Source organism: Pseudomonas sp. S3_A03, from assembly GCF_054668275.1.
On the sequence record NZ_CP162753.1, the window covers coordinates 1,476,135 to 1,488,973 of the forward strand.

A 12,839-nucleotide genomic window follows, 5' to 3' on the forward strand; every position below is an offset into this window, starting at 1 on the left:
CCCCACTTCGCCTAACTCACCCTGTTGAAGCACCTGAACACAATGACACTGGCGCAATTGGCCAAAGATTTTAATGAGCACTATCGCCTGGCGATGCTGCCCTAACGCTGCGCAGGAATGCGGATATCACCCTCACGGCATTGGGTTTTCACACTGCGCGGGCACCCAGCAAAGGCCAGGTCCTTGGTCAGACACACCCGCACTTCCGACAACACCTTGCCTTTGCAAATCACCGCCAGCCCATGGTTGCCCATACGCGGATTGCTCTGACGAAACAGCGCCTCGATCTCACGGGCCGGCAACGCAGGCGGTGTATTGAATGGCTGCAATTGCGGCGGAATGACCACCGCCCCCAGTGCCGCGTCGGTTTTTTCCAGGTACGCCAGCGGTTCAAGCCCACTGCAGGTGCCATGCTTGGCCCATTCGTGCTTGAGCAGCGAACGCGTGGGGAACAGCGTGGCACCCTTGTCTATCGCCTCACCCGACAAGCGCGACTGCGAATCACAGGAGGCCGGCCACCCGCCCCGTGCGTATTGCGGCCATAACCCGTGCAGTACGAAACCGTAACCCTTGCCTGAACACTGTTCGTTGTCGGGGTGCGTCAGGCAGAACGTCGGCGACCATGACAACGACAACACATAAAAATCAAACTCCCCAGGCGCACCCTGGTTGCGCGGGGCAGCCATTGCGCTGGTGGCAACTACGAGCCACAACGCGATCCAATATTTCATCCGTCCAATTCCTTGAAAAAAAACCAGCCAACCACGACTACCCAGGCAAATAGGGGTTACGTTGCAGCACCTTGTCCAGGATCCGGTCGGTCTTCAGCGCTTCGATCGCCAGCGACGGATGCTCGGCTTCACCGCGAATATGCGCGTTCATGGCCACCACATGGTGCCACTGGATATGGGCGTGGCATGGCACTTCCAGCACTTCGTGGGTCTCGCCTTCCAGGTGCAGCGGTTGGTCTTCGAACACCGAAAAGCGGATACGCCCGCGACTGCCGACCAACTCGACCCAATCCTCACGGCGATCCGCGACAAAGTTCCAGCAGCCCATGCCCAACGCGCCGGAGCTGAACGTCCAGCACGCCGTCACCGCGTCTTCGGCGGCATAGCGTCCGGCCTGGCGCGCGGTAAAGCCCGAGACTTCAATGATGTCTCCGGCCAGGTACTGGAACAGGTCAAAGCCATGGCTGGCCAGGTCGGCAAAGTAGCCACCCCCGGCAATCAGCGGGTCGGTGCGCCAGTTGGCGGCGCTGGCATCCTCGGCAGCCAGCGGTTTGCATAAGGTCCAGGTGAGGTGGCGCAACTCGCCGATGCGCCCTTTCCGCAGCCACTCGCGCACTTGCTGGAAACGTGGCAGCGAGCGGCGATAGTAAGACACAAACAGGTGCAGGCCGGCGCGCTCAAAGGTGCGTTGCATCAATGCGCTCTGTTCGGCATTCAGCGCCATCGGCTTCTCGACGCAGCAATGTTTGCCGGCGGCCGCCACCATCAAGCTGTATTCCAGGTGGCTGTCAGGCGGCGTGGCGATGTACACCGCGTCCACTTGGGGGTCGTTGATCAGTGCCTGAGCGTCGGTATAGAAACGGGCAATGCCATGGCGTGCAGCATAATCGCGCACTGCGGCCTCACGGCGCCCCATCACCGCTACCAGGGCCGAACCTGGCGCTTTGTAGAAAGCGGGTCCACTCTTTACCTCAGTGACACTGCCACAGCCGATCATGCCCCAGCGTACGGTGCTCATCAGTTTTCCTCGTGCGTTTTGGTCCGTCGGGCAGTATCCACATACAGGCGCCCGCGCGCCATAACCACTTAGCATGACAATTGCATTACACTTTTGTGACACTCATCCCGCTGCGGGGGCACAGACGATGAAAATCAGGGCAACGGTTATTTGCGAAAACGAGGGGCATATCCTCTTCGTGCGCAAGGCCAGATCGAAATGGGCCTTGCCCGGCGGCAAGGTCGAACGCGACGAACGCCCGGTGGGCGCCGCCGAGCGCGAGTTGGAAGAAGAAACCGGGCTGAACGTTGACGGGTTGCTGTACTTGCAAGAGCTGAAGGCGCGCGACACGCTGCACCATGTGTTTGAAGCCTCGGTAATCAATATCGACGAAGCGCGGCCTTGCAACGAAATCGTCGACTGCCAGTGGCATGCCTATAACGCCCTGGAGCAACTGGACACCACCGACGCCACCCGGCACATCGTCAAATCCTTTCTACGACGCCTGTAGTTCAGCGCTCTGCCCGCTGCCCAGCAACCCTCGTTTCACCTCACCGTTGGCTTTTTGCCGTTCGACAAAGGAATTGACGAACGCGGCAGCCGCCGCATGAGCCACCGGTACCGCCATGGCTTGGCGGATGGTCATGAAGTCATCCTCCAGTAGGCGCCATTGCTCCGAAACCCGGGTACGCAAGAAATCCCGCACACCGGCTGCCGCCTCCAGGCGCTGTTCGATAAACCAGTCCACCGCAGCCGCGGACGTCGGCGCACGCACCAGTTCGGCGTGTTGCAGCGTACGGCTCAGGTACAAATCGTAGGCGGCCCCCTGGCCCACGGCGATACGCGTGCCCGGTGCGTCCAACTGCGCAGCGTGGGTCAGCGGCGAATTGGCCGGCACCAGGCAGGTTCCCTTGATCGCTACGTACGGCGTGCTGAAGGCGATCTCCCGTTCACGCACCGGCTCGATGGCGAGGAACGCCACGCGCCACACATCATCGGCCAACGCGGCGAAGACCTTGCCCGCCGCCTCGAAGGTGATCAATTCCAGCGTGACACCCAGCGCCTCGGCCAGTGCATTGGCGAGCACCACGCTGACACCCTGGGGCTCGCCATGTGGACCGCGTTGGGCGAGTACCGGGTTACCGAAATTGATGGCGGCACGCAGCACGCCATTGGGGGCCAGTTGGTGTAGGACTTGGGGATCAATCATCGGGGCTTCCTTGTCAGGTTCGTGGCGCGGCATTGGGTGATCGGGCCGATTATGCCCTGCAACGCAGCGTCTACCCAGCCGATCAAACCGCCACGCCTCGCCCAGCCCTTTCCAACCCCCGCCACAGCCAGCCGGGCAGCACGTCGGGGTCCAGACTATCAATCAGGTTCTTCAACCCCAGCCCCAGCTCCGTGTCGCCTTCGATCACCAAGCGTCGCCGAAAAAACAACGTATCCGGATCCTCCTGCCGGCTGGCCAGCAACAAAAACTCGCGCCAGTTGCCACGGATAGTCACCTGCGCCTCAGCCTGTTGCGCGATGCGCAGCCCGTCACGCCCGAGGGTCAGGTACCAGCACAACCCCAGGTCCGGAATGCGTAAACACAGCCAGCGCCCACGTAGCAGGTCGAAGCCGCCCTCGCGCAACGGCTCGGCCAGGCAGCGGTTGAGGGCCTGTTGCAAGGCCAGCCGCTGCATGCCGAACGGCACACGGCGGATCAGCGGCAACACGCGGTCCGCCCCCTTGAGCAGCCATTGTTTGCGACTTAGCACAGCCCCACCTCCTCGACCCGCAGCATGCCGGCCTGGCCATGCCAGTAGCCGTTGCAGCCTTCGACAAACAATGGCGGCGTGGCGCCCTGGCGCACCTGGTCGAAGGCGCGTACCACCTCGATCATGCCTTCGGCCCGCGGGCTCAGGCGCAGCAGGTCGGCGCCGCAATGCACCAACGCGGGATAATCAGCCAGCAAGTTGGTGACGTCGGCGGACAGGGTCTGTATGCCGTTCAGGGTAAACAACGGCTGCCCCTCCTGACTGGTCAGGGCCATGCCGTCGGGGTAGTTGAGGCAGCAGAACTGGCAATCGTCCTTGGGGCGGTTTTCGGCACGGGCGGTAAAGCAGCGCGCCGAGTAGGCCAGGGGTAGATGGCCGTAGGCGAAGATTTCCACCTCGGGCAACGGCCGGCCCAGTTCGCGCACTTGCGCCAGCACATCGGCGATCAGGCCTTGGGAACATTCCACCGGCGGCACCCAGCGCTGCATGCCGGCATCGAGCAGTTGCACCAGGGCGTGGCCGTTGTAGAGGTTGAGCGCCGGGCCACCGACAAAGGGCAGGTTGCGTTCGATCAGCAATTGCACCGCGCCCATGTCGTTGGCCTCCACCAACAATTGGCCGTTGTCGCACAGGCGGCGCAGGCTGGAGAGTTCCGAGGCGGCTTCGATCAGGGTCAGGCTCGACAGCACGATTTGCGCCGAGCTGCACGCCTGCAGCTCACGGCCCAGGCCCAGCCAATGGTCCAGGGAAAACGCACGGCGCTTGGAGCACACGGTTTCGCCCAGGTAGATCACGTCCAGGGGCAAGCCGGCCATGTCGGCATAAAAGCGCCCCAGGTGGTCCTTATCCCAATAAAACAGCACCGGTCCGAGGCTGAGTTTCATCGATTTTTCCTCATTGCCATGCACGGTGGTAAGCCCCCAGAGTGGTCTGGCTGCCTTCGGAAAGCCCGGCGAGCGCGCGTCGCCACGGCTCCTGCACCACAAAGTTGGCCGGGGCGCCGCGGTACGCGTCGAGCGCCGCGCGCCACACGCGGGTGACTTGCTCCACATAGGCCGGGCTGCGTTGGCGGCCCTCGATTTTTATCGCTGCCACGCCAATCGCACTGAGCTCGGGCAACAGGTCCAGAGTGTCGAGGCTGGTGGGTTCTTCCAACGCATGAAAGCGCTTGCCGCCAACCAGGAAGCGGCCCTTGCACAGGGTCGGGTAGCCGGCGGGTTCGGTGGGGGTGTAGCGGTCGATCAGCACTTCGCTCAGACGTGCGCTGAGGCCCTCGGCGTCGTCGCTCCAGCGCACCGCCTTGGCCGGCGAGCATACGCCGCACAGGTTGGGCGACTCGCCGGTGATGTAAGAAGACAGGTGGCAACGCCCTTCCGCCATGATGCACAGGCTGCCAAAGCCGAAGACTTCGATGGGCACCGTGCTGCTGGCCGCCACTTGCTTGACCTGCGCCAGCGACAGCACCCGTGGCAACACCGCGCGGCGAATACCGTAGCGCTCGGCGTAGAATTTGAGCGCCGCCGCATGGGTGGCCGAACCCTGCACCGACAGGTGCAACGCCATCTGCGGATGGCGCTCGGCCGCGTAGCCGAGCACGCCGGGGTCGGCGGCGATCAGCGCATCCACGCCATGGTCGGCGGCGCGGTCCACCGCACGTTGCCAGCGCGGCCAGATCTTCGGTTGCGGGTAAGTGTTGACCGCCACGTAGAGCTTGCGCTGGTGTTGGCGGATATGCGCGACGGCGGCGTCGAACTGCTTGTCGTCCATGTTCAATCCGGCAAAATGTCGGGCATTGGTGTCATCGCGAAACCCCACGTACACCGCGTCGGCACCTTGGCGCACAGCGGCTTTGAGGGCGGGCAGGTTGCCTGCCGGGCAGACCAGTTGCATCACAGCTCCTTATTCAAAATCGGCAAACGACACGAACGCGACCGGCGCGCCCTTGAGCACTTGTTGCTCGCACTCGATTATCACCAGGCCATCGGCCCAACACGCCGCCGTGAGCATCGCCGAGCTTTGCTGGGGGTGAAGGATGGCGCGCAATTGCCCATCCACGCCTGGTTTCAAGCGGGCACGCAGGTATTGGCGACGCTTGTTGGGCTTAAGCCATTCAAAGCCGGCCATCACGTTGACCGGCACCGGCAGCACCCGCTCCGCGCCTTGGGCGCGCAGCAAAAACGGACGCACCACCACCAGCGCGGTAACCAGCGCGGCGGTGGGGTTGCCGGGCAGGCCGATCCAGGGTTTGCCGGCCACGCGGCCAAAGGCCAGGGGCTTGCCGGGCTGGATCGCCAGGCGCCAGAAATCCACATTGCCCAATGCCTGAATCGCCTGTTTGAGATGGTCCTCCTCGCCCACCGACACGCCGCCCGTGGTCAGCAGCAGGTCGCACTCGGACGACGCCAGCACCAAGGCGTCGCGGCTGGCCGCCAGGGCGTCGGCCATCACGCCGTAGTCATGCACCTCCACGCCCCAACCGCGCAGTAACGCAGCGACCAGGTGACGGTTGCTGTTGTAAATCTGCCCCGGCGCCAGCGGCTGGCCAGGTTCGCGTAGTTCATCGCCGCTGCTGAGCAGGCACACCCGCAGCGGCCGGTAGACCTTGACCCGCCCGATGCCCGCCGCCGCCAACAAGCCGATTTCCTGGGCGCGCAGACGCCTTCCGGCACTCAACACGCGCTGGCCGCGTTGCAGTTCTTCGCCACGCTTGCGCACGTGTTCACCCAGGCGCAACGGCGGGCACCAGATGCGCTGGCCATACACACGGCAACGCTCTTGGGGCACGACACTGTCAGCACCAGGCGGCAGTGGCGCACCGGTAAAGATCCGCACGGTTTGCCCGGCTTGCAACGGCACATCGCTGCTGTGACCGGCGGCGATCCGCCCGGCCAGCATCAGGTAACCGCCCTGCTCCGGCACATCAAAGGCACGCAGGGCGTAGCCGTCCATGGCGCTGTTGTCCCAGCCCGGCAGGTCCAGAGGCGAGAACACCTCTTCGGCGGTCACCCGGCCAAGGGCCTGGCCCAACGCAATGACTTCGGTGGACGGTGGCGGCGGCGCCTGGGCCAGCAACTGCTCGATGGCGGCGTCCACCGCCAGCAAGTCGCCGCTGTCGCACACGCTCATGACCGCGCCTCGCAGACGCCGAGTACTTGAGCGGCCTGCGGTTTAAGGTGCGGCACGAAATTGCACGGGCCGGTGCGACTGTCCAGTTGGCTGAGCAGGATCTGGTCCCACGCGGTGCGACAGGCGCCAGGCGAGCCGGGCAGGCAACACACCAACACGCCGTTGCTCATGCCGGCCAGGGCACGCGATTGCAGGGTCGACATGCCGATCTCGGCCAGCGACACCTGGCGGAACAGCTCGCCAAAGCCGTCGACCTGTTTATCCAATAACGCCAGTACCGCTTGAGGCGTGTTGTCGCGCGCCGTGAAGCCGGTGCCGCCGGTCATCAGCACCACTTGCACCTCCGGGTCGGCGATCCACAGGGAGACCTGCGCGCGGATCTGGTAGATATCGTCCGTCACCAAACCACGGTCCACCAACACATGCCCGGCGCCCAGCAAGCGGTCCACCAGGGTCTGGCCGGAGGTATCCGTGTCGAGGGTGCGGGTGTCGCTGATGGTCAGTACGGCGATGTTCAGGGGGACGAAATGCCGTTGTTTCAAATGGGCCATGATGGAGGCTCCAAACGTCAGAAAAGTAGTCGTCAGCCTGCACCGCAATGGGCGCAGGGCCTATTCCTCGGAGGAGGTATGCCGTTAGGGGGCGAGGCGTGTGCGCTGCCATGCGCCATCGTGCAGGCGATAGTCGAGACGGTCATGCAGGCGGTCGGGGCGGCCTTGCCAGAACTCGATGCGCCGCGGTTGCAGGCAGTAGCCACCCCAATGCTCGGGCCGTGGCGGGCGATGGCCGGCGAAACGCTCGGTGACCTCGCGCAAGCGGCTTTCCAGTTCGCTGCGATGGCCAAGCGGCTGGCTTTGCGGCGAGGCCCAGGCGCCCAACTGGCTGGCGGCGGGACGGGCGTCGAAATAGTCGTCCGACAGCTGCGCATCCGCCCGTACCACCGGGCCTTCGACGCGCACCTGGCGCTCAAGCCCCGGCCAGAAAAACGTCATGGCGGCGTGGGGATTGCTCGCCAGCTCCTGGCCCTTGGCGCTCTGATAATGGCCAAAGAAGAAAAAACCGTCAGCGCGAAAGCCCTTAAGCAACAGGATGCGGCAATGGGCATGCCCGTCACGGTCGACCGTGGCCAGGGCCATGCTGTTGGCCTCGGCCGGGGGCACTTCGGTCTTGCGCGCCTGATCGAGCCACTGGCCAAACAGTGCCACGGGATCGTCCTGTACCAGGTCGTCCCTCAAGCCATACAGGGTGTAGTTGCGGCGCAATTGTGCAAGAGACAGGGGCATGGCGCGGTCCTCCAGAAAGTTCGCCACAGTGTGGGAACTGCCGCTGCGTTATCCCTTGATCGCGATCAACATTCGTGCGCGGCATGACGCCGCACAACCGCTACCACAACGACTTGGCCAGGATCACGATCAACACCATATGCAGCAGGATGCTGCGCCGGATCCACACCGCGCGCCGGGGGCTCAGGCGTTGGTGGGTCAGCCAGTACGCCAGCAACACGTAATGGCCGATGATGCTCAGGGCCAGGGTGATTTTCAGGCTCAACAGCAGCGCAAAACGTCCGGTCCACGGCATGCCCCAATAGTGCCAGGCCAAACCGATGCCCGCGCCGTACAGCAGCACCACCACGCCATGCAGTACCTGGCGTGAACGCCGGGCAATTGCCTGCTCGGCGGTGAACTGCGCCGACCAGGCCAGTTCTTCCCGGGCGCTATGCCAAATCACCACTTCAAAAAACAGCGTGCCGATAAAGGCGACGGCCGCCAGCAGATGCACAATCAACAGCCACGAATACAGCATGGGGTTCTCCTAACCGGGGTGCCCGTCGACGCGCGCCTGCCACAACATCGGCCCATAACGCCACAGGTACAACCCCAGGCCGACGGACCAGCACAGGCCGGCCAACCACAACGCCGCCACCGGCCACACCGGCACCATCAACACCCGGCAGACACACGCCAGGTTCAGCAGCACAAAGGCCAGGGTCATTCCGCTTGGCGGCTGCAAGGGCCGGCCGGTGTGGCCCAGGCTGACCCGCGCGATCATCGCCAGGATCAAACCGCCCATGGCGCCTACGGTCAGCGCATGCACCGCCAGGCTCGGGTTGAGCGGCGCCCCCAAGTGCCACAGCGCCATGCCCAGGCACGCCAGTGCCAGCCAGGCATACGCCAGGTGCAACGACCACAGCAGCGGCACGCGCCACAGGCCACGATCATGCCAACGCGCCAGGCGCAACAGATGGCCAAGGCCCAGGACGGCGAACAAGCCGCCAAGCCACACTCCGGGCGCAGCCGCCAGACCTGCGGCATAGGCCAGCGCCACCAGGATCGCGCCGCCCAATAACAGGTGATCAAGCCAGGGCCAGGGTTTTACCGCCTCGACCCGGCCCAGCCCGCGCTGGGTAAAAAACGGAATCACGCGGCCGCCGATCAGGCCCATCATCGCCGCCACCAGCCATAACCCGGTGAGCACCGACTGGCGCTGCCAGCCATCGTCCTGGCGCAACAGCCCGTACAGCGAAATCCCATCCGCCACGGCCAGCAGTACCAGCACCAGCACAATCGGGTAGTTACGCTTCTGCCGTACCTGCCACAGTGTCCACCCCATCACCCCGGCCACGGCCAGCGGGAAACTCAGTTCCAGCAGCGCCAGCAACGGCCATGGCAGGTTCAGCAACCAGCCCAGCCGCGCCGCCAGCCACAGCCCGGCCAGCGCCGCCAACGGCCCGCCGCTGAGGCCGGGGCGACCGGTCCAGGTCTGCACGGCCGTGAGCAGGAACCCGGCGATCGTTGCCACGCCAAAGCCAAACAGCAACTCATGCCGATGCCACGCCAGCCAGCCGCCGGCCGGCTGCCAACCGCCGGTGGCGCCACCCAGGGCCAGCAACCACAAGGGAATCGCCAGCGCCGCCAACAGGCACGCGCCGAGGAAAAATGGCCGGAAGGCCAAGCGAAACAACGGGGTAATCGACATTGCCTTGCGCCGATCCAGTACGTGCATGCCACGGCTCCTCCACTCATCATTACGCGAATTTTGCGCCGGTGCGCGGGCGTTGCCCTTGTCGCAGATCAAGCTGCGCCAAGGCGCCCTGGATTAACCTTGAGCCCCTTCCCCCCTTGTGTACCGAGGTAATGATGGTGCTCCATCGTGTCCATCACCAGATCCTGCGCAGCCATCACCTGTTCGAGCCCATGGACGAGGCCCAACTCAATGAGCTGATGAGCAGCAGCCAATTGCTCAGCGTCGACAAAGGCGAGCCGTTGTTTCGCCAGGGCGAGCCCGCCGACGCGTTCTATTTTGTGATTGCCGGCGCGGTGAAGATCTACCGTCTGACCCCGGACGGCCAGGAGAAAGTGTTCGAGGTCATCGGCGAGCGCCAGACCTTCGCCGAAGCGATGATGCTGATGGACACCCCCAACTACGTGGCGTGTGCCGAAGCGGTGTGCCCCACCCAGCTGTATCGCCTGTCCAACGCCACGTACATGCGCCTGCTGCAGAGCAACAGCCGCCTCACGTTTGCCCTGCTGGCCAAGTTGTCCGTGCGCCTGCATCAGCGCGTCAATGAGATCGAAACCCTGTCGCTGAAAAATGCCACCCACCGCGTGGTGCGCTACCTGTTGACCCAACTGATGCACCTGCACGCCGACGCGACGCGCTTCGAGTTGCCCATGGCCAAGCAATTGATCGCCGGGCACTTGTCGATCCAGCCGGAAACGTTCTCACGGATTATCCGACGCTTGATCGACGAACGGATCATCACTCAGGACGGTCGCCACATCGCCATACTCGACCGCCCGCGCCTGGAGCAATTTGAGTGAAAAAGTGCCTGTATTGCCAACAGCGCAATGCCGAGCAGCGCGACACCTGCGAACGCTGCGCGATGCCCCTGCCCGCCTCCGAAGCCGTCACCCAGGCGCGGCGGCTGAGTCGCTTCCAATGGTTTTGCCTGGGCCTCACGCTGTTTTGCATCGCCATGTTCTTCTGGCTGCCGCGCAGTTTCTACTGACGTTCGGTGAGTTGGCGGTACAGCTGCGGCAAGCGCTGCGGTAACTGTTCGGGCTGGCGGATCAAGGTAAAACCGTGGGCGCCGAACATGTACGGCACATAGTCGCCGGCCTGTTTGTCGATGGTGATGCAAAACGGCACCAAGCCTTGGCGCCGCGCCTCCAGCACCGCCTGGCGGGTGTCTTCCACGCCATAGCGGCCTTCGTACAGGTCCAGGTCATTGGGTTTTCCGTCGGTGAGCAGCAACAGCAATTTGCGCCGCTGCCGGCATGCGCCCAGCAGGTTCGTGGCCTGGCGAATCGCCGCGCCCATGCGGGTGTAATAACCCGGTTTCAGCCCTTGGATCGCCCCGCGTATTTGATCATCGTAAGGTTGCTGGAATGCCTTGAGCGCCTGCAGGCGCACCTGGTGCCGGCGCAATGATGAGAAGCCGTACAGCGCAAACCGATCCCCCGCCCCCGCCAGGCTTTCAGCGAACAGCAGCAGGCTGTCGCGAATCACGTCGATGACCTTTTGCGTATCGTTCAAGTGCGCATCGGTGGACATCGACAGATCCGCCAGCAGCAGGCATGCCAGGTCGCGGTGGGTGTGGCGCTGCTCCATGAACAGGCCGCGCTCGGCACAGGCACCGTGCTGACGCTGCACATGAAAATCCAGCCAGGCTTGCACGTCGAGCTCCGTGCCCTGGGGTTGCTGGCGTTGCCACTGGCGGTCAGTGCGCAAGTGCTGGAATTGCCGGCGCAGCCGCCGGGCCTGGGCAACCAGACGCTGCGGCAACGGCTGGGGTTGCGCGTCGCGCGGTTGCATCAGTTGCAGGTTGACGAAGCCGTCTTGCAGGCGTTGTTGACGGTAGTCCCACTCGGGCAATTTGATGCCCTCGCCCAGAGGGATATCGTCGACGTCGGCCGGTGGCAGGTCCAGGTGCAGTTTCAGGCCGCCACTCTTGCGCACGCGCTGGCGCGACAGGCTCAACTGGTCGAGGTCTTCGGCGACGCGTGCGGCGTCCGGGTCCTGGCTGTCGTCGGACCAGCGATCAAGGTCGATGTGCTCGGTCCAACTGAACAGGTTTTCCAGGCGCACCACCAATAGGCCGCCGTCGCGGCTGTTGTCGTCCAGGCGCGTGGCGCGCTTGGGGGCGCCGGTTTGTTGGCCTGGCGGGGTCGCCAGGTCTTCGCCGTCGTCATCCAGGGCGCCGCCCTGGGGCGTGTCCAGTTGCAAGGGCGGGTACAACCACAGGGGCAACGGCCAGGCGGCCCGCTCGCTGCGCGGCACATGGCGCACGCTGCCGGGCTCGCGCAGGGCCTTGCGCAAGGCTTTTTCCACGGCCGCTTCGTCGGGGGGCAAGCTGGCGGGTTCAGGGCGCAGGGCAATGTGCGCGTCCACCAGGCGCCGGTAGCTGGGCCGCAGTGCCGGGTAACGCTGCAACAGCAGCCAGGTCCAGCGCTGGTTGTCGCGTGCCCACTGTGTCATCGGCCCCGACTGCGCCGCCAGCAGCGCCAGCCACCGGTAGAGTTCGCGGTTCAGCGCGGCCTGGGGGAACACCGCGAGGCTCGCCGGCAGGCGCAGACGACTGCCGTCACAGCTGGCCAACGGTGCTTGCTTGCAGGTGCCGGCGATGCGCATCAGCACATTGCGCCGCAGCAGCAGATCGCGCTCGGCGGCGGCTTCCAGGGTGATACCGGCGGCACCGCCGAGGGCGCGAAACAGCAGGGCGAGGCTGCGCTGGTGGTCGGCCAATTGAACCTGCGCTTCGGGGAAGGCCACACTGGCGCGGCGCGTGATGAAGCGGTGCCAGGCGCTGCCGACCCACTCTTCCAGTTCCAGGGTAAAGGCCATTGGGTGTGCTCCGATTGTTGGGAGGGTGACAACAGGGACGCGGTGATTCAAAGGTGGCTTGGGAGGGGCGTGGCGGCCTTAGGGCCGACCAGGTTCTTTGGGTGTGAGTACATATCCGTTGCTGCGGTAACGGCTGCTTAGGGTTCCGCTCTTACAGCGGGTCACTTTTGGAAAAGCGCCAAAAGTAACCAAAAACGCTTCGCCCCACCACTCGGCACCTCGCCCAGGCTCGGTGTGCCCGTAATCCGACAGGATTTGGGGGGCCGCCGCCACGCGCCATCCATGGCGCGGGGCGGCTAAACCGGCATCCCTGCCGGTTTACCCCCCAAATCACTATCGAATTCCGGCCAGCGTGGTTAACGGGGCGCTCCAAATCAAAAA

General features: G+C 64.4%; 15 protein-coding genes. 3 read left to right on the forward strand and 12 right to left on the reverse strand.

Annotation, left to right across the window (positions count from 1 at the left end; all coding sequences use genetic code 11):
• Window positions 1–101: 101 nt before the first annotated feature.
• Complete coding sequence (locus AB4O25_RS06445) at window positions 102–731, reverse strand: ribonuclease T2 family protein (RefSeq protein ID WP_017530685.1); 630 nt, start codon at window positions 729–731, stop codon at window positions 102–104.
• Between the two features lie 37 nt (window positions 732–768).
• A complete protein-coding gene (locus AB4O25_RS06450; protein WP_460150666.1) occupies window positions 769–1,749 on the reverse strand; it encodes a Gfo/Idh/MocA family protein in 981 nt (326 codons plus the stop codon).
• 127 nt (window positions 1,750–1,876) lie between these two features.
• Between AB4O25_RS06450 and AB4O25_RS06455 the strand changes: the two genes are divergently transcribed.
• Window positions 1,877–2,239 (forward strand): NUDIX hydrolase, encoded by a 363-nt coding sequence (locus AB4O25_RS06455; RefSeq protein ID WP_017530687.1) that lies wholly within the window; start codon window positions 1,877–1,879, stop codon window positions 2,237–2,239.
• On the opposite strand, the gene AB4O25_RS06460 is transcribed toward AB4O25_RS06455, so the two are convergent.
• The 9 genes from AB4O25_RS06460 to AB4O25_RS06500 form a co-directional block, all read right to left on the reverse strand.
• Window positions 2,225–2,938 (reverse strand): transporter substrate-binding domain-containing protein, encoded by a 714-nt coding sequence (locus tag AB4O25_RS06460; protein WP_017530688.1) that lies wholly within the window; start codon window positions 2,936–2,938, stop codon window positions 2,225–2,227. The two genes, AB4O25_RS06455 and AB4O25_RS06460, sit on opposite strands and share 15 nt — an antisense overlap.
• 82 nt (window positions 2,939–3,020) lie before the next feature.
• Window positions 3,021–3,488, reverse strand: coding sequence for a ubiquinone anaerobic biosynthesis accessory factor UbiT (gene ubiT / locus AB4O25_RS06465; RefSeq protein WP_017530689.1), 468 nt, complete (start codon window positions 3,486–3,488; stop codon window positions 3,021–3,023).
• Window positions 3,482–4,372, reverse strand: coding sequence for a U32 family peptidase (locus AB4O25_RS06470; RefSeq protein WP_017530690.1), 891 nt, complete (start codon window positions 4,370–4,372; stop codon window positions 3,482–3,484). Before AB4O25_RS06470 ends, ubiT begins: the two co-directional genes overlap by 7 nt.
• A 10-nt stretch (window positions 4,373–4,382) precedes the next feature.
• Window positions 4,383–5,378, reverse strand: a complete 996-nt coding sequence (gene ubiU / locus AB4O25_RS06475; protein WP_017530691.1) for a ubiquinone anaerobic biosynthesis protein UbiU — start codon at window positions 5,376–5,378, stop codon at window positions 4,383–4,385.
• A 9-nt stretch (window positions 5,379–5,387) separates the two neighbouring features.
• The gene (locus AB4O25_RS06480) at window positions 5,388–6,614 is read right to left on the reverse strand and encodes a molybdopterin molybdotransferase MoeA (protein ID WP_017530692.1); all 1,227 of its coding nucleotides are present in this window, start codon (window positions 6,612–6,614) and stop codon (window positions 5,388–5,390) included.
• Entirely contained in the window at window positions 6,611–7,165 is a 555-nt protein-coding gene (moaB, locus tag AB4O25_RS06485; RefSeq protein ID WP_017530693.1) for a molybdenum cofactor biosynthesis protein B, read from the reverse strand. The genes AB4O25_RS06480 and moaB overlap by 4 nt, the downstream gene beginning before the upstream one ends.
• 84 nt (window positions 7,166–7,249) lie before the next feature.
• Window positions 7,250–7,897: a pyridoxamine 5'-phosphate oxidase gene (gene pdxH, locus AB4O25_RS06490; RefSeq protein WP_017530694.1), complete on the reverse strand. Its 648-nt coding sequence runs from the start codon at window positions 7,895–7,897 to the stop codon at window positions 7,250–7,252.
• A 100-nt stretch (window positions 7,898–7,997) separates the two neighbouring features.
• A complete protein-coding gene (locus tag AB4O25_RS06495; RefSeq protein ID WP_017530695.1) occupies window positions 7,998–8,417 on the reverse strand; it encodes a membrane protein in 420 nt (139 codons plus the stop codon).
• Between the two features lie 9 nt (window positions 8,418–8,426).
• Window positions 8,427–9,617, reverse strand: coding sequence for an NnrS family protein (locus AB4O25_RS06500; RefSeq protein ID WP_460150667.1), 1,191 nt, complete (start codon window positions 9,615–9,617; stop codon window positions 8,427–8,429).
• 134 nt (window positions 9,618–9,751) lie between these two features.
• On the opposite strand from AB4O25_RS06500, the gene AB4O25_RS06505 reads away from it, so the two are divergent.
• On the forward strand, window positions 9,752–10,435 hold the full coding sequence (locus AB4O25_RS06505) for a Crp/Fnr family transcriptional regulator (RefSeq protein WP_065879140.1): 684 nt from the start codon (window positions 9,752–9,754) through the stop codon (window positions 10,433–10,435).
• Window positions 10,432–10,623, forward strand: a complete 192-nt coding sequence (locus tag AB4O25_RS06510) for a hypothetical protein (protein WP_017530698.1) — start codon at window positions 10,432–10,434, stop codon at window positions 10,621–10,623. The genes AB4O25_RS06505 and AB4O25_RS06510 overlap by 4 nt, the downstream gene beginning before the upstream one ends.
• On the opposite strand, the gene AB4O25_RS06515 is transcribed toward AB4O25_RS06510, so the two are convergent.
• Window positions 10,617–12,458, reverse strand: coding sequence for a VWA domain-containing protein (locus AB4O25_RS06515; RefSeq protein WP_460150668.1), 1,842 nt, complete (start codon window positions 12,456–12,458; stop codon window positions 10,617–10,619). The genes AB4O25_RS06510 and AB4O25_RS06515 overlap by 7 nt on opposite strands.
• Window positions 12,459–12,839 lie beyond the last annotated feature (381 nt).

What these genes read in the sequence shown, in the direction of transcription:
- AB4O25_RS06460 (WP_017530688.1), bottom strand. Translation starts at nt 2,938, where the DNA reads ATGATTGATCCCCAAGTCCTACACCAACTGGCCCCCAATGGCGTGCTG.
- pdxH (WP_017530694.1), bottom strand. Translation starts at nt 7,897, where the DNA reads ATGCCCCTGTCTCTTGCACAATTGCGCCGCAACTACACCCTGTATGGC.
- AB4O25_RS06505 (WP_065879140.1), top strand. Translation starts at nt 9,752, where the DNA reads ATGGTGCTCCATCGTGTCCATCACCAGATCCTGCGCAGCCATCACCTG.
- AB4O25_RS06495 (WP_017530695.1), bottom strand. Translation starts at nt 8,417, where the DNA reads ATGCTGTATTCGTGGCTGTTGATTGTGCATCTGCTGGCGGCCGTCGCC.
- AB4O25_RS06500 (WP_460150667.1), bottom strand. Translation starts at nt 9,617, where the DNA reads ATGCACGTACTGGATCGGCGCAAGGCAATGTCGATTACCCCGTTGTTT.
- ubiU (WP_017530691.1), bottom strand. Translation starts at nt 5,378, where the DNA reads ATGCAACTGGTCTGCCCGGCAGGCAACCTGCCCGCCCTCAAAGCCGCT.
- AB4O25_RS06515 (WP_460150668.1), bottom strand. Translation starts at nt 12,458, where the DNA reads ATGGCCTTTACCCTGGAACTGGAAGAGTGGGTCGGCAGCGCCTGGCAC.
- AB4O25_RS06450 (WP_460150666.1), bottom strand. Translation starts at nt 1,749, where the DNA reads ATGAGCACCGTACGCTGGGGCATGATCGGCTGTGGCAGTGTCACTGAG.
- AB4O25_RS06455 (WP_017530687.1), top strand. Translation starts at nt 1,877, where the DNA reads ATGAAAATCAGGGCAACGGTTATTTGCGAAAACGAGGGGCATATCCTC.
- AB4O25_RS06445 (WP_017530685.1), bottom strand. Translation starts at nt 731, where the DNA reads ATGAAATATTGGATCGCGTTGTGGCTCGTAGTTGCCACCAGCGCAATG.
- moaB (WP_017530693.1), bottom strand. Translation starts at nt 7,165, where the DNA reads ATGGCCCATTTGAAACAACGGCATTTCGTCCCCCTGAACATCGCCGTA.
- AB4O25_RS06470 (WP_017530690.1), bottom strand. Translation starts at nt 4,372, where the DNA reads ATGAAACTCAGCCTCGGACCGGTGCTGTTTTATTGGGATAAGGACCAC.
- AB4O25_RS06480 (WP_017530692.1), bottom strand. Translation starts at nt 6,614, where the DNA reads ATGAGCGTGTGCGACAGCGGCGACTTGCTGGCGGTGGACGCCGCCATC.